The organism is Nocardioides sp. (genome assembly GCF_035576065.1).
Taxonomy (GTDB): Bacteria; Actinomycetota; Actinomycetes; order Propionibacteriales; family Nocardioidaceae; genus Nocardioides.
Map to the genome: position 1 here is coordinate 133,299 of NZ_DATLWX010000011.1, position 18,930 is coordinate 152,228.

Here is an 18,930-nt window from a genome sequence, read left to right on the forward strand (position 1 = left end):
GGGTCCACGGCTTGGGTCTAGGCTCGGAACGTGTTGACCACTCGCGCCTCCGTGCGGCTGCTCGGCCCCGACGACCGGGACGAGTTCTTGGCGCTCACAGCCGAGGATCCCGTGGTCAACGTGTTCGCCGACTACCGCGCCCGGGTGACCAACCTCGACCCACGCTGGCTGGGAGGGGAGATGTGGGGCCGCTTCGAGGGTGACCGTCTCGTGGCGGCCTGCCACATGGGGGCCAACCTGGTGCCGGTGCAGTGCACCGCCGAGGACGTGACGTGCTTCGCGGAGCCGGCGCTGGCGCGCGTGCGGTCCACCGCCACCATCGTGGGACCGCACCCCGTCGTGGCCGCGCTCTGGGAAGCGGTCGGTGATCGCTGGTCGGCGCCGCGCGAGACGCGGTGGCGTCAGCCGCACCTTCAGATCGACCGGGATCCCGATGTGCTCGCGGACCCGGAGGTCCGCCAGACCACGCCGGCCGACCTCGGCGGGCTCTACCCGGCCTGCGTGGCGATGTACACCGAGGAGGTCGGGGTCTCACCGGAGGCTGCCGGCGGCAAGGACCTCTACCGCGCTCGGGTGCAGCAGCTGATCGCGCGCGGGTGGTCGTTCGCCCGGTTCGACGAGTCGGGACGGGTGATCTTCAAGGCGGAGGTGGCGTGTGCCACGCCGTACGCCGCGCAGGTCCAGGGCGTCTACGTCCATCCCGACCGACGGGGCGAGGGCCTGGCGGTCGGCGGCATGGCCGCGGTCGTCGCGCTCGTGCGTGACCGGATCGCGCCGACCGTCTCGCTGTACGTCAACGAGTGGAACGCCCCTGCGCGGGCGGCCTACGACCGGGTCGGCTTCACCGAGAGCACCCGGCTGTCCACCCTCATGTTCTAGAGGGCCCCACCGATCCGGTCCGGTGAGCCGGCAGCGCGGGGCTGAGTCTCGGGTTGCGCACCGTGACCGGGTCGCTGGCGTTCTCGCACGCGCCCTCGCTGCAGCGGACGGTCGAGGCCAGGGTGTCGCCGTTGACCTCGAGCAACAGGTCGGTGTTGCTCTCGAAGCTGATCGCTCCGAACCAGCCGGTCGAGTAGTCGCCGAGCAGGGTGCCGTCGATCTCGCGTTCTTGCACCTCGTTGGGGCCGATGCCGTCGGAGAGGATGTGCACGGTCGCCATCCGCTCACCGTCGGGGGAGAAGGCCACGATCCGTTCGCTGCACGACTTCCAGAGCCTCGTGCTCGGGGACGACAGGAGGGTGAGCCGCACGCAGCCGCCCATGTAGGGGTCCTTGGTGTAGGTGGCCAGCAGGTTGTTGCCGACGTCGACGATGTTGGCGGGCTTCCTCGTGATCCGGGTGATCGCGCCGGTCGTGATGTCCCACGACCGGACGCCGAGGTCGGTGGCCACCCAGCTGGACAGCAGCACGCTCGGACCGGCCATCGCGACGACCTCGGGGTAGTTGGCGAAGTCCTTCTCCGCCTTGAGCTCGCCGGTGCGGGCGGAGAACACCCGGATGGGGACTGCCCTGCGGGTGCCGCGTCCCATGTGGACGAAGAAGCGGCCGTTCTCCGACAGCGTCAGCTCGAAGACGGAGATGCCGCGCTTGATGACCGTGGTGGAGTCGTCCGGTCCCACCCGCACGATGCGGAACTCGCCGACGCCGTCGACGTCACTCGTGCCCACGAGCCAGCTGCGGCCCGACCTGCCGATCAAGGTGCTGCGGTCGCCGCCGACGTCGACGACCCTCTCGCCCTGCACGAAGTCGCCGTCCTCGATGTGCGCGATGGCGATGTCCGCCCCGCGGGGCAGGTCCTCGGGCTGCAGGTCGGTCGGGGCAGCGTGCGTGGGCACCACCAGCGCGGTGCTGCCGAGGACTGCGACGGCCGCCGCGGCGACTGCCGTCTTCCGGGCAAGGGCTCGGAGTGCGTCGGTCATGGGTCTCCTCGAGATCGGTGGGGGAATGCTCCACTGTCTCAGACGCCACCGACAGGGTTTTCGTTGCGAGCCGCCGACCCCGGTGCAAACCGCCTCGCTCGGCGGGTGAGCCCGCACCTATCCTTCTCGACATGATCCTGAGGATGTCGACCCTGTTCGTGCGCACGCTGCGTGACGACCCCAACGACGCGGAGGTCCCGAGCCACCGGCTGCTGGTGCGCGCCGGCTACATCCGGCGGGTTGCTCCGGGCCTCTACACCTGGCTCCCGCTGGGGCTTCGCGTGCTGCGCAAGGTCGAGCAGATCGTGCGGGACGAGATGGACGCCATCGGCGCCCACGAGATGCTGTTCCCGGCTCTGTTGCCGAAGGAGCCCTACGAGGCCAGCAACCGCTGGACCGACTATGGCGACAGCATCTTCCGGATCAAGGACCGCAAGGGCAACGACTACCTCCTCGGGCCCACCCACGAGGAGATGTTCACCCTCGTCGTCAAGGACCTCTACTCCTCCTACAAGGACCTGCCGCTCTCGATCTACCAGATCCAGACGAAGTACCGCGACGAGGCGCGCCCCCGCGCGGGCATCCTGCGCGGTCGCGAGTTCGTGATGAAGGACTCCTACTCCTTCGACGTCGACGACGCGGGCCTCGACGTCAGCTACCAGAAGCACCGCGACGCCTACATCCGGATCTTCGACAAGCTCGGCTTCGAATACGTCATCGTCAAGGCCACGTCGGGAGCCATGGGCGGTTCGAAGTCGGAGGAGTTCCTGGCGAAGGCGGAGGTGGGGGAGGACACCTACGTCCGCTGCACCCACTGCGACTACGCCGCCAACGTGGAGGCCGTGACCGTGCGCGCCCCAGATGCTGTGTCGTACGACGACGCGCCGGCCGCGCACGCCGAGGACACGCCCGCGACGCCGACCATCGACACGCTGGTCGAGCACCTGAACGCGGCCTACCCCCGCGACGACCGCCCCTGGGCGGCCGGCGACACGCTCAAGAACGTGCTCGTGGTGCTCAAGCACCCCGACGGCACCCGTGAGCCCCTGGCCATCGGCCTGCCCGGCGACCGCGAGGTCGACCAGAAGCGCCTCGAGGGACAGCTGGAACCGATCGAGGTCGAGGCGATGGACGAGGCCGAGCTGGCCAAGCACCCCGCTCTGGTCAAGGGCTACATCGGCCCTGAAGCTTTGGGTGAGGACTCTGCAGACAACGGGGGGTCAGGGATCCGCTACCTCGTCGACCCCCGCGTCGTCGAGGGCACCCGCTGGGTGACCGGAGCCAACGTGCCCGGCTCTCACGTGATCGACCTCGTCGCCGGACGCGACTTCATGCCCGACGGGACGATCGAGGCTGCCGAGATCCGTGACGGCGACGACTGCCCCAACTGCACGGACGGCATGCTCGAGTCCGCCCGCGGTATCGAGATGGGCCACATCTTCCAGCTGGGCAGGCTGTATGCCGACGCGCTCGGCCTCAAGGTGCTCGACGAGAACGGCAAGCTCGTGACCGTCACCATGGGGTCCTATGGCGTCGGTCCCTCGCGCGCGGTCGCTGCGATCGCTGAGGGCACCCTGGACGAGATCGGGCTGGCCTGGCCGCGCAACGTTGCTCCCGTCGACGTCCACATCGTCGCCGCGGGCAAGGACGACGCCATCTTCGCTGCGGCCTCGGCGCTGGCCGAGGAGCTGTCCGCCCGGGGGATCGAGGTGCTCTACGACGACCGCACGGGCAAGGTCTCACCCGGCGTGAAGTTCAAGGACGCGGAGCTCATCGGTGTGCCGACCATCGTCACGGTCGGTCGTGGACTGGCCGATGGCACGGTGGAGGTCCGTGACCGTGCCTCCGGCGAGCGCGTCGAGGTGGCAGTGAAAGACGCTGCGGCGCACCTCGTGGAGCTCGTGCGTGCCTGAGCTCGAGGCGGTCATCTTCGACTGGGGCGGCACCCTGACCCGCTGGCACGACGTGGACTTCCACGCCGAGTCGCTCGCCCTGGCGCAGGCCGTCGTCAACGCCGATCACGATCCGCACGAGATCACCGCACGCCTGCACGCCGCAGGCGATGTCGTCTGGGGGCGCAGTCGCGACCACCAGCAGTCGGCGACGATCGGCGACCTCTTCACCGAGGCCGGTCTCGAGCACGATCCCGAGCTGCTGGCGGCCTACTACGACTTCTGGGAACCACACACTGCGACCGACCCGGAGTGTCGGGAGATGTTCACCGAGCTGCGCGCGACGGGGCTCAAGATCGGCGTGCTCTCCAACACCATCTGGCCGCGCGCCTGGCACGTCGAGTTCTTCGAGCGCGATGGTGTCTACGACCTGATCGACGGCGACGTCTACACCTCCGAGATCCCGTGGACGAAGCCGTCGCCACGCGCGTTCGAGGCCGCGATGGCCTCGGTCGGAGCGGCCGAGCCGGGGCGTTGCGTCTATGTCGGAGACCGGCTCTTTGACGACGTCTGGGGTGCTCACAACGCGGGACTGAAGGCGATCCACATTCCCCTCAGCTCGATCCCGGGCAACCAGGTCGGCCACACGGAGGGCACTCCCGACGCGGTGGTGCGGTCCTTGGGCGCCATCCCCGGTGCGGTCGCCTCACTGCGATAGCTTTTGCAGGTTTTCGCAGTGCAAAGACCTGCACCGCGATCGGCTAGGTGGTCAACCACTTTGTGTTGCACACTTATGCACGTGGTCGACCACCCCACATTTGGGAGACCACCAGGGTGATGCTGACAACCCCTTTCGGGACCGGTCTGCATCTCGCCAGATGAGGAAGATCTCGGGACTTCCTCAACTGGTGAGGTTGCAGGCCGGTTCTGCATTTCCCACCCGTCAGAGCTCGGGGGCACCCGGGAACGTCTCGGGCCGCCCGCCCAGCACGATCCTGGCCTGCGCCGCCTCACCCAGCGCGGCGATCGCCCAGTCGCGGTCCGCGCCCGTCGTGTGGGCGACCTGCGCGGCGTACACCTCTGCGCAGCGCTTCTCGATGCGCTGCGCATGCATGCGTACGGCGCCAGCCGTGCCCAGCGGCGCCGGCAGGTCGTAGGTCGGCTCGGCTGCGACGGGGGTCGCGCCGCGGTCGGTGAGGAGAAGCCGGAGCTGGTCGCGCCGAGCGCGGTGGGCTCGGTAGAGCGAGGAGATGGTGGCGAAGAGCTCCGGCTCGCTGGACTGCGAGGTGTGGGCGCCCGCGTCGCCGTACAGGAAGATCGCGGCGTGCTCGGCGGCGAGGGTCGCCTGGAGGGACGCGATCGTGCTCACGTGACCAACCGCTGCCTCATGGCAGCCGACATGCTGGCCAAGGCACGCGCCAGATCGCCGCTGGCCGCCTGGCGGGCCCCATCGGCGAGCCGAGCGGCGAGGACGGTCTCCTCGTCGAGGATCCGGCGACGGTCGACGGCCTGCTTGCCCGTCGGGGTGGTGCCCTCGACGACCTGATCCTCTGTGCCGTCGTCCAGCACCTCGAGGTGGGCGGCGTGGAGGGAGAGCCACAGGTCGAGCTCGGGGCCCAGGCGCGGGTGGGCGGCCGCCGCGGCCTCGACGGAGGCGACCGTCACCGAGATCGCCTTGCGGGCCAGCCCCACGACCTCGGCGTCGGGCACGGGCTCGGGGGACGGAGTCTGCGGAGGAGCGGTCGACGGTGGATCCAGCTCGCACGCGCCCAGCACCGCAGGTGCGGCCACCGCCAGCGAAATCACCGCTCGCCGCGACGTGACGACGCGCAGGGTGGACACGAGCGTGACCCTAACTCGCCGGTCGGCACACCGTCTCGGAGCGGCTATCGTTGCGGCCAACAACAGCACAAGGAGGTCGCACGATCGTGAGCAGCGCCAAACAGGACGCCACCAGGGATCGCATCGAGGCGGAGGTCACCGAGCCGCTGCGTGTCATGGACCTCGACGTCGAGGCCGTGGAGCTGACCCCGGCGGGAAAGCGCCGCGTGCTGCGCATCGCCATCGACAAGGACGGCGGGGTGACGCTCGACGATGTTGCCGATGCCACCCGCGAGGTCTCCCGCGTGCTCGACGACTCCGACGTCCTCGGCGAGATGCCCTACACGCTCGAGGTCACGTCTCGCGGTGTCGATCGACCGCTGACACTCCCGCGCCACTGGCGCCGCAATGAGGACCGGCTCGTCAAGGCCACGCTCGTCGAGGGCGACGAGATCACCGGACGCATCCTCGCCTCCACCGAGGACCACGTGACGCTCGACGTCGACGGCGAGAGTCGCGACATCCGCTACGCCGACGTCGCCAGGGCTCTGGTCCAGGTGGAGTTCAACCGCAAGAAACGCAACGACAGCGAGGACGCCTGATGGACATCGACCTGAGCATCCTGAGGATGCTCGAACGCGAGAAGGAGATCTCCTTCGAGGTGCTGGTGGAGGCGATCGAGCAGGCCCTGCTCACCGCCTACCTCAAGAGCCCGGGTGCGGGCGAGCATGCCCGCGTCGTCCTGGACCGCAAGACTGGCCACGTGCGCGTGCTGGCGCGCGACGTCGCCGAGGACGGCACCGCGAGCGAGGAGTATGAGGACACCCCCGACGACTTCGGCCGGATCGCTGCCACCACCGCCAAGCAGATCATGCTGCAGCGCCTGCGTGACGCAGAGGACGACATCCGGTTCGGGGAGTTCTCCGGCAAGGAGGGCGACATCGTCTCCGGGATCATCCAGCAGGGCCGCAGCCCCGGTGACGTGATGGTCGACCTCGGCAAGATCGAGGCGAACCTCCCGCTCGGCGAGCGCGTGCCCGGCGAGGAGTACACCCACGGCGACCGCATCAAGTGCCTGGTCATCTCGGTCCGCAAGGGCATGCGGGGACCCCAGATCACGCTGTCGCGGAGCCACCCGACCTTGGTCAAGAAGCTCTTCGCCCTCGAGGTGCCGGAGATCGCCGACGGGACCGTGGAGATCGCCGGCATCGCCCGCGAGGCCGGTCACCGCAGCAAGATCGCCGTGCACACCTCGGTCCCCGGAGTCAACGCCAAGGGCGCCTGCATCGGCCCGATGGGTCAGCGGGTGCGCAACGTGATGGCTGAGCTCCACGGCGAGAAGATCGACATCGTGGACTGGTCCGAGGACCCAGCCGAGCTGGTCGGACATGCACTGTCGCCCGCGCGGGTGAGCTCGGTGGAGATCGTCGACCTGGCGGCCAGGTCGTGCCGGGTCGTCGTACCCGACTTCCAGCTCTCCCTCGCCATCGGCAAGGAGGGCCAGAACGCCCGCCTCGCCGCTCGGCTGACGGGATGGCGGATCGACATCAGGTCCGACGAGGCGCCGGCACCGGCCGACGACGAGTGAGGCTATGGAGCGGCCTGTCACGGCGTACGGCTCGGCGCTGACCTCGCCATTCGGGGTTTGGCCGCGAACGCGATAGAGTTCCCGGTGGTGGATTCCTTGACCGAGAGCCCTGCTGGTGTGCCTGTGCGCATCTGTGTCGGCTGCCGGGCCAGAGCCGCCAAGAGCGAGTTGCTACGAGTCGTCGTCGGCTCGGACGCCCAGGGCCAGCCGGCCGTGTGCCCCGATCCACGCGGCACGGCACCGGGCCGGGGGGCGCACCTGCATCCCACGGCCCAGTGTTACGACCTCGCGGTTCGTCGGCGGGCGTTTCCCCGGGCCTTGCGCCTCGGGGCAGGGCCGGCCAGCACACCGGTGAGGGACTACCTCGACTCGCTCGCAGACCAACAACCAGACCCACCGACCAGAAGCTGGAGCAGCAGCTCATGAGCACTCGATGAGTACTTTCCGATGAGTTTGCACCACTAGCGTCTCCGTTCGCCCTCCTTCTGGGTTGACGGAACCAGAAGGAGCGTAGTTTCACGTGGCCAAGACCCGAGTCCATGAACTCGCCAAAGAGTTCAACGTCGAGAGCAAGTTCGTTCTCGAGAAGCTCAAGGAAATGGGTGAGTTCGTCAAGTCGGCATCGTCGACTGTCGAGCCTCCCGTCGAGATGCGCTTCAAGAAGCAGTACGGCGAAGAGCTGAAGGCGTCCTCCGCCGCAGCCCCCGCTGCCGAGCCCGCGTCGGCTGATGCAGCCGCAGCCAAGAAGCCTGGTGCCAGGCCCGGTCCCAAGCCCGGCCCCAAGCAGGCCGCTGCCCCCGTCGAGGAGCCGGTCGTCGAGCAGGCTCCCGTGGTGGAGCCCACCCCCGTCCCGGAGCCGCAGGCAACCCAGGCGCCCGCGCCGGTCGCCGACGACACCGACGGTCCCGCTGAGCCCGAGGCTCCGGCCGCCGACGCTCCGAAGGCGCCTGCGCCTCGTCCCAGTGCCCGTCCGGGTGCTCCGCGTCCCGGCAACAACCCCTTCGCTCCCAGCCAGGGGATGGGTCGCCGCCCGGCGCCCGCCCCCAGCGCTGAGCCGGCCGCGCCCGGCGCCGACCAGCGTTCGCCGCGTCCAGCAGCCGCTCGCGAGGGTGGAGCCCCCGCGCGTCCCGGTATGCCGCGCCCCAACCCCGCGATGATGCCGAAGTCGCCTGCTGCCTTCGGCGGCGGCGCCGGCGGCCGTGGTGGCCCCGGTGGTGCTCCCGGTCGTGGTGGCCCCGGTGGTGCTCCCGGTCGCGGTGGCCCCGGTGGTGCCCCCGGTCGCGGTGGCCCCGGTGGCGCCCCCGGTCGCGGTGCACCCGGCGGTGCCCCCGGCGGTGCTCCCGGTCGTCCCGGCGGCTTCGGGCCGCCCGCCAGTGGCCGCCCGGGCCAGCGCCCGGGTCAGCGCGGTCAGACCCAGGGTGCCTTCGGTCGCCCCGGTGGTCCGTCGCGTCGCGGTCGCAAGAGCAAGCGCGCCCGTCGCCAGGAGTTCGAGGCCATGGAGGCCCCGACGATTGGTGGCGTGCGCGTCCGCAAGGGCAACGGCGAGACCGTCCGTCTGCCCCGTGGCGCCTCGCTGACCGACTTCGCGGAGCGCATCAACGTCGACGCTGCTGCGTTGGTGCAGATGCTGTTCTCCCTCGGCGAGATGGTCACGGCCACCCAGTCGGTCGGTGACGAGACGTTCGAGCTGCTCGGCGAGGAGCTCAACTACGTCGTCCAGGTCGTCTCCCCCGAGGACGAGGACCGCGAGCTGCTCGAGACCTTCGACCTCGAGTTCGGTGCTGACCAGGGCGACGAGGAAGACCTCGTCATCCGTCCGCCCGTCGTCACGGTCATGGGTCACGTCGACCACGGAAAGACCAAGCTCCTCGACGCGCTGCGCAACGCCAACGTCGTGGACAAGGAAGCCGGCGGCATCACCCAGCACATCGGTGCCTACCAGGTCCACACCGAGGTCGACGGCACCGATCGCCGGATCACCCTGATCGACACCCCCGGTCACGAGGCGTTCACCGCCATGCGTGCTCGTGGTGCCCAGGCAACCGACATCGCCATCCTGGTGGTCGCGGCCGACGACGGCGTCATGCCGCAGACGGTCGAGGCGCTCAACCACGCCAAGGCGGCGGGCGTGCCCATCGTGGTCGCGGTCAACAAGATCGACAAGCCGGAGGCCGACTCCACCAAGGTACGAGGCCAGCTGACCGAGTACGGCCTGATCCCCGAGGAGTACGGCGGCGACGCGATGTTCGTCGACGTCTCGGCCAAGTCCGGGCTCAACCTCGACAAGCTGCTCGAGGCCGTCGTCCTCACCGCCGACGCCTCGCTCGACCTGCGTGCCAACCCGAAGCAGGACGCCCAGGGCCTCGTGGTCGAAGCGCACCTGGACCGCGGTCGCGGCCCGGTCGCCACTGTGCTGGTCCAGCGCGGAACGCTGCGGGTGGGCGACTCGATCGTCGCCGGTCCGGCTCACGGTCGTGTCCGCGCCATGCTCGACGAGCACGGCAACGAGATCACCCAGGCCGACCCGTCGCGCCCGGCCATGGTCCTCGGCCTGAGTGCTGTCCCCGGAGCGGGCCAGAACTTCATCGTCGTCGAGGACGACCGCATGGCTCGCCAGATCGCCGAGAAGCGCGAGTCGCGTGAGCGGGCGGCCATGCAGGCCAAGCGTCGCGTGCGTCGCAGCCTCGAGGACTTCATGGCGTCCATGGAGAAGGGCGAGAGCCAGGAGCTCAACCTCATCCTCAAGGGCGACGTGTCCGGCTCGGTCGAGGCGCTGGAGGACGCGCTCGCCAACATCGATGTCGGCGACGAGGTCTCGCTGCGCGTCATCGACCGCGGTGTCGGTGCGATCACCGAGACCAACGTCGACCTGGCCGCTGCCTCCGACGCGATCATCATCGGCTTCAACGTCCGCCCGCAGGGCAAGGCGGGCCAGATGGCTGACAAGGAGGGTGTCGAGATCCGTCACTACTCGGTCATCTACCAGGCCATCGAGGAGATCGAGGCCGCGCTCAAGGGCCTGCTCAAGCCGGTCTACGAGGAGTCGGTGCTGGGCCAGGCGCAGATCCGCGAGATCTTCCGCTCGTCCAAGGCAGGCAACATCGCGGGCTGCATGGTCATCGGTGGCCTCATCCGCCGCAACGCCAAGGTGCGCATCCTGCGCGACGGCGCTGTGGTGGCCGACAACATCGACCTCACCTCGCTCCGCCGCGAGAAGGACGACGCCTCCGAGGTCAGGGAAGGCTTCGAGTGCGGTCTCGTGCTCAAGAACTTCCAGGACATCAAGATCGACGACATCGTCGAGTCCTTCGAGATGCGCGAGATCGCCAGATCTTGATGGTAGTGCTGAATGGCGCTCGCTCCGCTCGCGCGGCTCGGCGCCCCTGAAGAGCCCGTCTTCCCTCCTCGGTTCGCTCGCTTCGCTCGCATCGCTCGTCAGTCCAGACGGGCTCGGGCGCCGAGCGACCGGGTGGGGGAGGCGGGCTCTTCGCCCGCCGCTCCACCGTTCCACTGATAGGACTGACTCATGACCAACCCCCGCGTCCGCAAGATCGCCGACCGGATCCATGTCATCGTCGCTGAGATGCTCGAGCGTCGGATCAAGGACCCGCGCCTCGGCTTCGTCACGATCACCGACGTCCGGGTGACGGGCGACAGCCAGCAGGCCAGCATCTTCTACACCGTCCTCGGTGCCGACGAGGAGCTGGAGAGCACGGCCGCCGCGCTCGACTCGGCCAAGGGCGTCATCCGGTCCGAGGTTGCCAAGCAGCTCGGGATGCGGATCGTCCCGACGCTCACGTTCATCCCGGACGCACTGCCCGAGAGCACGCGCGCTCTTGACGAGGTGCTCGCTCGCGCCAAGGCGCAGGACGAGGCCGTAGCGGCGCTGCGGGTGGAGACCTACGCCGGCGAGCCGGATCCCTACAAGAAGCCCCGTGAGCTCCGTGCCGAGGACGACGAGGACGACGAGGACGACCAGAAGGTCGACTCCGAGGACCGCGAGGACTGATGGCGGACGCACCCGGCCTGGTCATCGTCGACAAGGTCGCGGGGATGACGTCGCACGACGTCGTCGCACGCGTACGCCGACTGGCCGGCACGCGCAAGGTGGGCCACGCCGGGACGTTGGACCCGATGGCGACCGGGGTGCTCGTGCTCGGCATCAACCGCGCGACCCGACTTCTCGGGCACCTGATGCTGACCGAGAAGGCCTACGACGCGACCCTCCGGCTGGGTGTGTCGACCACCACCGACGACGCGGAGGGCGAGGTCACCGGGGCGACGCCCGCGGCGTTCCTCCAGCCCGGCCTGGTGGACGCCGAGCTGGCCGGGCAGGTCGGCGAGATCATGCAGGTGCCCACGGCGGTCAGCGCGATCAAGGTCGACGGCAAGCGGGCCTATCAGCGGGTCCGTGACGGCGAAGAGGTAGAGCTCAAGGCGCGCCGGGTGACGATCCACTCGCTCGACGTCCTCGACCATCGGGTCGTCGGTGACTGCCTGGACGTCGACGTCTCGGTCCGCTGCTCCAGCGGCACCTACATCAGGGCGATCGCGCGAGACCTGGGAGCGACGCTCGGGGTCGGCGGGCACCTGACTGCCCTGCGGCGTACTGCCGTCGGCCGCTTCGACCTCGAGCAGGCGCGCAGTCTCGAGGAGCTCTCGGACGGGCTCGTGCTCGTCCCCATCGCCGAGGCGGCCCGTGCCACGTTCAGCTGTGTCGAGCTGGACGACGCCCAAGCCGCGGATGTCCGCTTCGGCCGACCGATCGAGCTGGCGCTGCCCGGCACCGGCGAGCATGCCCTGTTTGCGCCCGATGGGGAGTTTCTCGCGCTCTACGAGCCGAGCGCGACCGGCGCGCGCCCGGTGGCGGTCTTCGTCGGCTGAACGGCGTCGATAGGCTGCGCATCGTGCAGATCTGGTCCTCCCTCGACGACGTCCCGGCCGACTTCGGTCCGACGGTCGTCACGATCGGCAACTTCGACGGGATCCACCTCGGGCACCAACACGTGCTCCAGCAGGCGCAGACCACGGCGGGCGAGCTCGGGGTGGCGAAGGTCGTCGTCGTCACCTTCGACCCGCATCCCATCGCGGTGCTCCGACCCGAGCACGCACCGCCCACACTGACCAGCATCGAGACCCGCGTCCGCCTGCTGACAGAGGCGGGCATCGACGCCGTCCTGGTGGTGCCGTTCGACCGCGACATGGCGGCGTGGTCGCCCGTCGAGTTCATCGACCGGGTCCTGCTCGACGCGCTGAGCGCTCGGGCGGTGGTCGTCGGCGCCAACTTCCGCTTCGGCAACCGCGCGGCCGGAGACGTCGCCCTGCTGCGAAGGGTGGGGGAGGAGCGCGGTTTCCTCGTCGAGGGGGTGGACCTCGACGGAGGTCCACAGGTCTGGAGCTCGACCTACATCCGCAGCTGCCTGGCGGCCGGCGACGTCTCGGGGGCCGCCGAGGCGTTGGGGCGTCCGTTCACCGTGCGTGGCGTCGTGGTGCAGGGCGACCGACGCGGGCGCGAGCTGGGCTACCCCACCGCCAACGTCCCCACGCCCGCGGACGAGGCCGCCCCGGCCGACGGGGTCTACGCCGGGTGGCTGACCCGCCTGGACTCCGGTGAGAGCTACCCAGCCGCCATCTCGGTGGGGACCAACCCGACCTTCGACGGCGAACGTGAGCGCCGGGTCGAGTCCTACGTCCTGGACCGCGACGACCTCGAGCTCTACGGCGTCGAGGTCGAGGTCTCCTTCGTCGAACGCTTGCGCGGCATGGTCAAGTTCGAGGGCGTCGAGGCCCTGGTCGAGACCATGCACGACGACGTACGCCGCGCCCGCGAGATCCTGGTGACCAGCCCGTGACGCGGGCTCCGGCTCACCCCGAGCCGACGACCCGGGCGGAGGCGGAGGCCTGGTTCCTGGCCCACGGCCTGCCCTACTTCGTCGACGACACCCGCGAGCAGGTACGCCGCAGGCTCGCCCGCGGCCGGCTGCTGCTGGTCGCAGGGGTCGGGCTCATCCTTGCCGTCCCCGCGGGCGTCGGTGTGGGCTGGTGGGTGGCCACGAGCACCAAGGAGCAGAGCGGCGTGTCGGCGGGCATCTCGGTGGGCGTGACCGTGCTGCTCCTCGTGGCGGCCGTCTACGCCGGCCGCGCGCTGAAGTTCCACGTGATCGGGAAGTGGGCCCTGCGCCACTCGCTGGCCAGCCTCGAGCTGCTGTTCCCGCTGGCCACGCGGGCCATGCCGATGCTGCTGCTGTTCGTGACGTTCCTCTTCATCAACACCGAGGTGTGGATGATCGCCTCAGCCCTGGATGGCGGCATCCTGTGGGGCGCGGTGATGATGTTCGCGGGCGTGGCCACGGGGTTCCTGCTGGTGCGGCTGAGCGAGGAGGTCGACCGTCTCGACGACGAGGTCGGCCGCGACGAGCTGGGCGACCGTGCCGACATCGTCGGGCTGCAACGGACCAACCTCATGCTGGTGCTGCTCATCACGCAGGCCTTCCAGGTGCTGCTGCTCGCACTGGCGGTCTTCGTCTTCTTCGTCATCTTCGGCGCGATCGTGATGGACGAGACCGTGCTGATCAAGTGGATCGACGAGGGGGAGTCGCTCACCTACCCGTGGGGCTTCGAGCTGATCAGTCTCGAGCTGGTCCAGGTGTCGGTGTTCCTCGCCGCCTTCAGCGGCCTCTACTTCGCCGTCTTCGCTGTGACCGACGAGACCTACCGTCGTGAGTTCTTCACCGAGGTGCTCGGCGAGCTCGAGCAGGCGCTCAAGGTGCGGGTGAAGTACCTCAGCCGCGGTTAGGCGCTCCTCAGGTGTCGAGGTCCTGCTCGATCAGGGCCGCGATGGCGTCGACGGCCGCCTGGTCGTCTCCTGCGACCACCACGGTGTCGCCGTTCCCGGCGCCCAGCGTCATGATCATCAGTGACGAGCCGGCGTCGACACCGTTGATCGTCACCTCGGCGCCCAGCTCGCCGGCCTTCTCGGCGATGATCGCGGCAGGGCGAGCGTGCAGGCCGACGGCAGAGCCGACGACGACGGACTTGGTGGGCATGACTGCTCCTATGTGCGTGGCGGATGAGCGGTGCGGGTCACACGATGGCGATGTCGAGAGCACAGACGATGACGTGCTGGGTGTGGACGTGTGCCGGCGCGGGGATGGTGGTCCCGGGGAGTCCGGCGGCAGCGCTGCCGTAGGCCACGGCGAGGGCCAGGCGGTCGGGCGCGGCCAGCCCGCGGATGTCGCCGAGGAGATAGCCGAACAAGCTGGAGTCGCCGGCACCCACTGTGCTGACGACCGTGGTGGGCGGCGGAGCAGCGTGCCAGGAGCCTTCCCGAGTGACCAGTACGGCCCCGTTGCTCCCGAGGGTCACGAGGACCGTGCCGACACCGCGGTCGATGAGGGTGCGCGCTGCTCCGGCCGCCTTGACGGGGTCGTTCTCCAGCTCGTCGGCGTCGCTGCCGGTGAACGACGCGAGCTCGTGCCCGTTGGGCTTCATCAGGTCCGGAGCAGAGCCGGGCAGCGCGTCGACGAGGGCCCGGAGTGGGGCATCGCTGGTGTCCACCGCCACCTTGGCGTGGATGGCGCGCAGGCGGCGTACGAGATGGGCATAGAACTCTGGCGGGGCACCGGCCGGCAGCGAGCCCGCCAGGACGGTCCAGCTGGCGCCCGGCGCCCGGGCCAGGAGCGTGCTCGCCATGGCCTCGAGATGCACGGCCTCCACCGAGGCACCGGGGGAGTTGAGCTTCGTGGTGGTGCCGTCGGGCTCGGTGATGGTGATGTTGACTCGGACCCCTCCCGCGGGCCGGACCGGGCGACAGTCGATGCCGGCGGCCAGGAGCTCGGTCACGAAGGGGTCGTCCTTGTCCGCAGGAACGACCGCCACCGTGGGCTCCCCGGCGATGACTGACGCCCGGGAGATGTTGACCCCCTTGCCACCGCCCTGCGAGGTCACCGAGACCACCCGCTGGACCTGGCCGCGGGCAAGTTCGCCGGCGAGGGTGATGGTGCGGTCGATGCTCGGGTTGGGGGTGAGGGTGAGGATCACGCGATCACGACTTCCACATCGGCCGCAGCGAGGGCCGACGCGTCTTCGTCGGAGACCCCCGAGTCGGTGATCAGCACGTCGATGTCGCTCAGGGCAGCGAACCGGAGGGACGACTCGACGCCGATCTTGGTGGAGTCGGCCAGCACGACCGTACGCCGACCAGCCGCGACGATGGCGCGTTTGGTGGCAGCCTCGTCCCGGTCGGGTGTCGTCAGGCCGTGGGCGATGCTCAGCCCGTTGGTCGCCACGAAGGACACGTCGGCCCGGACGTCCGACAGGGCCAGGACGGTGTCGACCCCGACGGCTGCGTGCGTCGTCGGCCGTACACGTCCGGGCAGCAGGACGAGGTCGATGTGAGGGAGTCCGGCCAGGCGGGCTGCGATGGGCACCGCGTGAGTGACGACGGTGAGTCCGTGGTCACGCGGCAGCAGGGCCGCGAACCGTGCCGTGGTCGAGCCGGCGTCGATGACGATCATGGACCCGGGAGGGGGCAGGAGTGCGATGGCGGCGGCCGCGATGGCGTCCTTCGCCTCGGTGTTGGCCTGATCGCGCTCCGAGATGCCCGACTCGATGCTCGCGAGGGCGCTGGCGGGGACGGCGCCACCGTGCACGCGACGGATCAACCCCATTCGCTCCAGAGCCGACAGGTCGCGCCGGACCGTCTCGGTGGTGACGGACAAGTTGTCCGACAGCTCCGCCACAGACATGCGGCCCTGTTGGCTGATCAGCTGCACCATGGCCTGCTGTCGTTCCTCTGCGTACACCGGGATCCTCGACATCTCATGGGGGCGCCAGCCACGTATCTGTGTATGTGTTGTTTTATAGCCGAACCTGTTGAGTGTCAAGTGGACCTGGCCTACGGTGAGGTGATGATCCCTCCCACGACTGCACCGACGAGCCTGCGTGGCACGCCCGTCGTCCCCGGCGTTGCCGCCGGCCCGGCCCTGCTGGTCCACGGGGAAGTGTCACCCGAAGCGATCGAGCGCTTCGGCGACGGTGGCTTCGCCGGCCCAGACGTTGCCTTGGCGGCATACGACGCGGCCGTCCAAGCCGTCGCGGACACGTTCGGCCGCAAGGCCGAGAAGGCGACCGGCCCGGCTGCCGAAGTCCTCACGGCGAGCGCTGGACTGGCCCGCGACAAGGGCCTGCGAGGTGCGGTGGCCAAGAACCTCGCCGCCGGGCTGTCCCTCGTGCCGGCGGTCGATGCGGCGGTCGAGCAGTTCGTCTCGATCTTCACCACCATGGGTGGCCTCATGGCCGAACGAGTCACCGACCTGGAGGACATCGAACGACGGGTCGTCGCTCACCTCGTGGGCGAGCCGGAGCCGGGGGTGCCGACCCCCGGGGTGCCGTCCGTGCTCATCGCCAGCGACCTGGCTCCCAGCGACACCTCCGGCCTCGACCCGGAGGTGATCATCGCTCTGGTCACCGAGCGCGGGGGAGCGACCAGCCACACCGCGATCATCGCGCGTCAGCTGGGCATCCCGTGCGTGGTCGGTGTCGCCGGCGCCACCCTGGTCGAGTCGGGCACCCTGCTGATGGTCGACGGCGAGATCGGCTCCATCGATGTCGTCACCGACCCCGAGGAAGCCGCAGCGCGAGTCGCCGAAAGCCGGGAGGCGCGCGCTGCGCTGGCCAGCTGGACCGGCCCGGCCGTCACGACCGACGGCACGCCGGTCAAGCTCCTTGCCAACGTCGCCGACGGGCCGGGCGCCATACAGGCCAAGGACGAGCCCGTGCAGGGGGTGGGTCTCTTCCGGACCGAGCTGTGCTTCCTCAACGCCACCGACGAGCCCAGCGCACAGGAGCAGGGCGAGATCTACAGCCAGGTCCTCGGGGCCTTCGGTGGCGATCAGCACGTCGTCGTCCGCACCCTCGACGCAGGGTCGGACAAGCCGATCGCATTCGCGACGACCGCGGGGGAGGAGAACCCCGCCCTCGGGGTCCGTGGCCTGCGGCTGTCCTTCGGCAACCCCGGGCTGATGGATCGACAGCTCGAGGGCATCAAGCTCGCCGCCGACCGGACCGGCACCGAGACCTGGGTGATGGCACCCATGGTCGCCACCGTTGCCGAGGCCTCGGAGTTCGCCGGCAAGGTGCGCGCCCATGGGCTCAAGGCAGGGGTGATGGTGGAGATCCCCAGCGCGGCGCTGCTGGCTCACCGGATGTTCGAGGTCGTCGACTTCCTGTCCATCGGCACCAACGACCTCACGCAGTACACGATGGCTGCGGACCGGATGGCCACCGATCTCGCCCACCTCACCGACCCCTGGCAGCCGGCTGTGCTGCAGCTGATCGCGATCACCGCGGAGGCCGGCGTGCAGGCACGGAAGCCGGTGGGGGTGTGCGGGGAGGCCGCGGCCGACCCGATGCTCGCCTGCGCGCTCGTCGGGATGGGCGTCACGTCACTGTCGATGGCAGCACGGGCCGTCCGCCCGGTCGGGGCGCAGCTCTCGCGCGTCTCGATGGACACCTGTGAGGCCGCCGCCGAAGCAGCCTTGGGTGCGAGCGACCCGGCGGCAGCCCGGGAAGCGGTCCGTGCCTTGCTGACGGCATGATCGGATGAGCGGACGGCCAGACAGCGCGGACCTGGGGTCACCTCATCAGGGTTCGACCGTCACCTTGATGGCCTCACCGTCGGCGACGATGTCGAAGGCCGACATCACCTCCGAGAGCGGGACGTGCCGGGTGATCAGGTCCTTGACGGGCACCTGGCCGGTGGAGATGTATTCCAGCGCGCGCTTGTTGTGGGCGGGCGACGAGCCGTTGGCGCCATGGATGTGCAGCTGGCGGTAGTGCACCACGTTGGAGTCACAGGTGATGGTCGGGTCGTTCTTCGGCAGACCGCCGAAGAGCGAGATGCGACCGTTCCTCGCGGCCATGGCGATGGCCTGCTCCTGCGTGATGTTGGCAGGGGTGGCAGTGATGATCACATCGGCGCCACGGCCGCCCGTGAGCTCCATGACCTTCGCCACGACGTCGACGTCGGCAGCGTTGATCACGTGATCCGGGGAGACTGCCTCCGCCGACATCGCCAGCCGCTCGGCGTTGACGTCCACCAGGACGACGGTGCCGACCTTGTGGACGCCGCGGGCGATGCGAATGTGCATGCAGCCGATCGGGCCCGCGCCGAACACCACGGTGAAGTCACCCTCCTCGATGCCGAGCTGCTCCTGGGCGTTGATCGCGCAGGCGAACGGCTCGGCAGCCGACGCCTCGTCGTAGCCGACGTTGTCCGGGATCTTGTTGAGCCCGTCGACCTTGAGCACCTGCGCCGGGACGATCATGTATTCGGCGAACCCGCCGTCGTACTGGTAGCCCACGGACGTCTGGTTCTGGCAGACCTCCATCCATCCCTTGCCGCACTCGTAGCAGTCACCGCACGGGACGGCCGCGATGCACTGCACCCGGTCGCCCACGGCGAAGTCGCCGATCGCGTCGGCGCCGACCTCGACGACCTCGCCCGCGACCTCATGGCCCAGCGTCGTCTCGCGGGTGATGTTGACGTGGCCGTTCTTCTTGATCTTCACGTCCGTTCCGCACGTCGAGCAGTTCTTGACCTTGATCTTGATCTCGGCGGGCCCGCAGATGGGCTCCGGCACGTCCACGAGGCGGACGTCTTCGGGGGCGTAGAAGCGCAGGGCGAGCATGGGATGGGTTCCTTCCAGGGA

At 69.5% G+C, this 18,930-nt stretch carries 19 protein-coding genes; 12 read left to right on the plus strand and 7 right to left on the minus strand.

What is annotated here, in order from left to right:
• The first annotated feature begins 30 nt into the window (after nt 1–30).
• Nucleotides 31–879, plus strand: a complete 849-nt coding sequence (locus VNJ48_RS05310) for a GNAT family N-acetyltransferase (RefSeq protein WP_325599823.1) — start codon at nt 31–33, stop codon at nt 877–879.
• On the opposite strand, the gene VNJ48_RS05315 is transcribed toward VNJ48_RS05310, so the two are convergent.
• Entirely contained in the window at nt 869–1,918 is a 1,050-nt protein-coding gene (locus VNJ48_RS05315; protein WP_325599825.1) for a hypothetical protein, read from the minus strand. The genes VNJ48_RS05310 and VNJ48_RS05315 overlap by 11 nt on opposite strands.
• Before the next feature lie 131 nt (nt 1,919–2,049).
• Between VNJ48_RS05315 and VNJ48_RS05320 the strand changes: the two genes are divergently transcribed.
• Entirely contained in the window at nt 2,050–3,831 is a 1,782-nt protein-coding gene (locus tag VNJ48_RS05320) for a proline--tRNA ligase (protein ID WP_325599827.1), read from the plus strand.
• Nucleotides 3,824–4,528, plus strand: coding sequence for an HAD family hydrolase (locus VNJ48_RS05325; RefSeq protein ID WP_325599829.1), 705 nt, complete (start codon nt 3,824–3,826; stop codon nt 4,526–4,528). Before VNJ48_RS05320 ends, VNJ48_RS05325 begins: the two co-directional genes overlap by 8 nt.
• Nucleotides 4,529–4,753: 225 nt before the next feature.
• Here VNJ48_RS05325 and VNJ48_RS05330 read toward each other — a convergent pair whose 3' ends face one another.
• The gene (locus VNJ48_RS05330) at nt 4,754–5,179 is read right to left on the minus strand and encodes a ferritin-like domain-containing protein (protein ID WP_325599831.1); all 426 of its coding nucleotides are present in this window, start codon (nt 5,177–5,179) and stop codon (nt 4,754–4,756) included.
• On the minus strand, nt 5,176–5,652 hold the full coding sequence (locus VNJ48_RS05335; RefSeq protein WP_325599833.1) for a hypothetical protein: 477 nt from the start codon (nt 5,650–5,652) through the stop codon (nt 5,176–5,178). Before VNJ48_RS05335 ends, VNJ48_RS05330 begins: the two co-directional genes overlap by 4 nt.
• An 86-nt stretch (nt 5,653–5,738) precedes the next feature.
• Between VNJ48_RS05335 and rimP the strand changes: the two genes are divergently transcribed.
• From rimP to VNJ48_RS05375, 8 genes are all read left to right on the plus strand, one after another.
• Nucleotides 5,739–6,233 carry a ribosome maturation factor RimP gene (gene rimP, locus VNJ48_RS05340; RefSeq protein ID WP_325599835.1) on the plus strand — a complete coding sequence of 165 codons (495 nt, stop codon included), beginning with the start codon at nt 5,739–5,741 and terminating at the stop codon, nt 6,231–6,233.
• On the plus strand, nt 6,233–7,219 hold the full coding sequence (nusA, locus tag VNJ48_RS05345; protein ID WP_325599836.1) for a transcription termination factor NusA: 987 nt from the start codon (nt 6,233–6,235) through the stop codon (nt 7,217–7,219). The genes rimP and nusA overlap by 1 nt, the downstream gene beginning before the upstream one ends.
• A 123-nt stretch (nt 7,220–7,342) precedes the next feature.
• Nucleotides 7,343–7,645 carry a YlxR family protein gene (locus VNJ48_RS05350; RefSeq protein ID WP_325600203.1) on the plus strand — a complete coding sequence of 101 codons (303 nt, stop codon included), beginning with the start codon at nt 7,343–7,345 and terminating at the stop codon, nt 7,643–7,645.
• Nucleotides 7,646–7,739: 94 nt separating this feature from the next.
• Nucleotides 7,740–10,556, plus strand: a complete 2,817-nt coding sequence (gene infB / locus VNJ48_RS05355) for a translation initiation factor IF-2 (protein WP_325599838.1) — start codon at nt 7,740–7,742, stop codon at nt 10,554–10,556.
• Nucleotides 10,557–10,745: 189 nt separating this feature from the next.
• Nucleotides 10,746–11,228: a 30S ribosome-binding factor RbfA gene (rbfA, locus tag VNJ48_RS05360; protein ID WP_325599840.1), complete on the plus strand. Its 483-nt coding sequence runs from the start codon at nt 10,746–10,748 to the stop codon at nt 11,226–11,228.
• Nucleotides 11,228–12,103, plus strand: coding sequence for a tRNA pseudouridine(55) synthase TruB (truB, locus tag VNJ48_RS05365; protein WP_325599842.1), 876 nt, complete (start codon nt 11,228–11,230; stop codon nt 12,101–12,103). Before rbfA ends, truB begins: the two co-directional genes overlap by 1 nt.
• 23 nt (nt 12,104–12,126) lie before the next feature.
• Complete coding sequence (locus tag VNJ48_RS05370; protein ID WP_325599844.1) at nt 12,127–13,071, plus strand: bifunctional riboflavin kinase/FAD synthetase; 945 nt, start codon at nt 12,127–12,129, stop codon at nt 13,069–13,071.
• Nucleotides 13,068–14,015 carry a hypothetical protein gene (locus VNJ48_RS05375; protein WP_325599846.1) on the plus strand — a complete coding sequence of 316 codons (948 nt, stop codon included), beginning with the start codon at nt 13,068–13,070 and terminating at the stop codon, nt 14,013–14,015. Before VNJ48_RS05370 ends, VNJ48_RS05375 begins: the two co-directional genes overlap by 4 nt.
• Nucleotides 14,016–14,022: 7 nt before the next feature.
• On the opposite strand, the gene VNJ48_RS05380 is transcribed toward VNJ48_RS05375, so the two are convergent.
• Genes VNJ48_RS05380 through VNJ48_RS05390 form a run of 3 tightly spaced genes read right to left on the minus strand, consistent with a single transcriptional unit; the run spans nt 14,023 to nt 15,996 of the window.
• Nucleotides 14,023–14,265 (minus strand): HPr family phosphocarrier protein, encoded by a 243-nt coding sequence (locus VNJ48_RS05380; protein WP_325599848.1) that lies wholly within the window; start codon nt 14,263–14,265, stop codon nt 14,023–14,025.
• A 37-nt stretch (nt 14,266–14,302) separates the two neighbouring features.
• A complete protein-coding gene (locus VNJ48_RS05385; protein ID WP_325599850.1) occupies nt 14,303–15,259 on the minus strand; it encodes a 1-phosphofructokinase family hexose kinase in 957 nt (318 codons plus the stop codon).
• On the minus strand, nt 15,256–15,996 hold the full coding sequence (locus VNJ48_RS05390; RefSeq protein WP_325599852.1) for a DeoR/GlpR family DNA-binding transcription regulator: 741 nt from the start codon (nt 15,994–15,996) through the stop codon (nt 15,256–15,258). The genes VNJ48_RS05385 and VNJ48_RS05390 overlap by 4 nt, the downstream gene beginning before the upstream one ends.
• A gap of 132 nt (nt 15,997–16,128) precedes the next feature.
• On the opposite strand from VNJ48_RS05390, the gene VNJ48_RS05395 reads away from it, so the two are divergent.
• Nucleotides 16,129–17,817, plus strand: a complete 1,689-nt coding sequence (locus tag VNJ48_RS05395; RefSeq protein WP_325599854.1) for a phosphoenolpyruvate--protein phosphotransferase — start codon at nt 16,129–16,131, stop codon at nt 17,815–17,817.
• 45 nt (nt 17,818–17,862) lie between these two features.
• On the opposite strand, the gene VNJ48_RS05400 is transcribed toward VNJ48_RS05395, so the two are convergent.
• Nucleotides 17,863–18,909 carry a zinc-dependent dehydrogenase gene (locus VNJ48_RS05400; protein WP_325599856.1) on the minus strand — a complete coding sequence of 349 codons (1,047 nt, stop codon included), beginning with the start codon at nt 18,907–18,909 and terminating at the stop codon, nt 17,863–17,865.
• Nucleotides 18,910–18,930 lie beyond the last annotated feature (21 nt).

Coding starts and splice junctions, on each gene's coding strand:
- rbfA (WP_325599840.1), top strand. CDS start 10,746: ATGACCAACCCCCGCGTCCGCAAGATCGCCGACCGGATCCATGTCATC.
- truB (WP_325599842.1), top strand. CDS start 11,228: ATGGCGGACGCACCCGGCCTGGTCATCGTCGACAAGGTCGCGGGGATG.
- VNJ48_RS05380 (WP_325599848.1), bottom strand. CDS start 14,265: ATGCCCACCAAGTCCGTCGTCGTCGGCTCTGCCGTCGGCCTGCACGCT.
- VNJ48_RS05395 (WP_325599854.1), top strand. CDS start 16,129: ATGATCCCTCCCACGACTGCACCGACGAGCCTGCGTGGCACGCCCGTC.
- VNJ48_RS05400 (WP_325599856.1), bottom strand. CDS start 18,909: ATGCTCGCCCTGCGCTTCTACGCCCCCGAAGACGTCCGCCTCGTGGAC.
- VNJ48_RS05315 (WP_325599825.1), bottom strand. CDS start 1,918: ATGACCGACGCACTCCGAGCCCTTGCCCGGAAGACGGCAGTCGCCGCG.
- nusA (WP_325599836.1), top strand. CDS start 6,233: ATGGACATCGACCTGAGCATCCTGAGGATGCTCGAACGCGAGAAGGAG.
- VNJ48_RS05390 (WP_325599852.1), bottom strand. CDS start 15,996: ATGGTGCAGCTGATCAGCCAACAGGGCCGCATGTCTGTGGCGGAGCTG.
- VNJ48_RS05320 (WP_325599827.1), top strand. CDS start 2,050: ATGATCCTGAGGATGTCGACCCTGTTCGTGCGCACGCTGCGTGACGAC.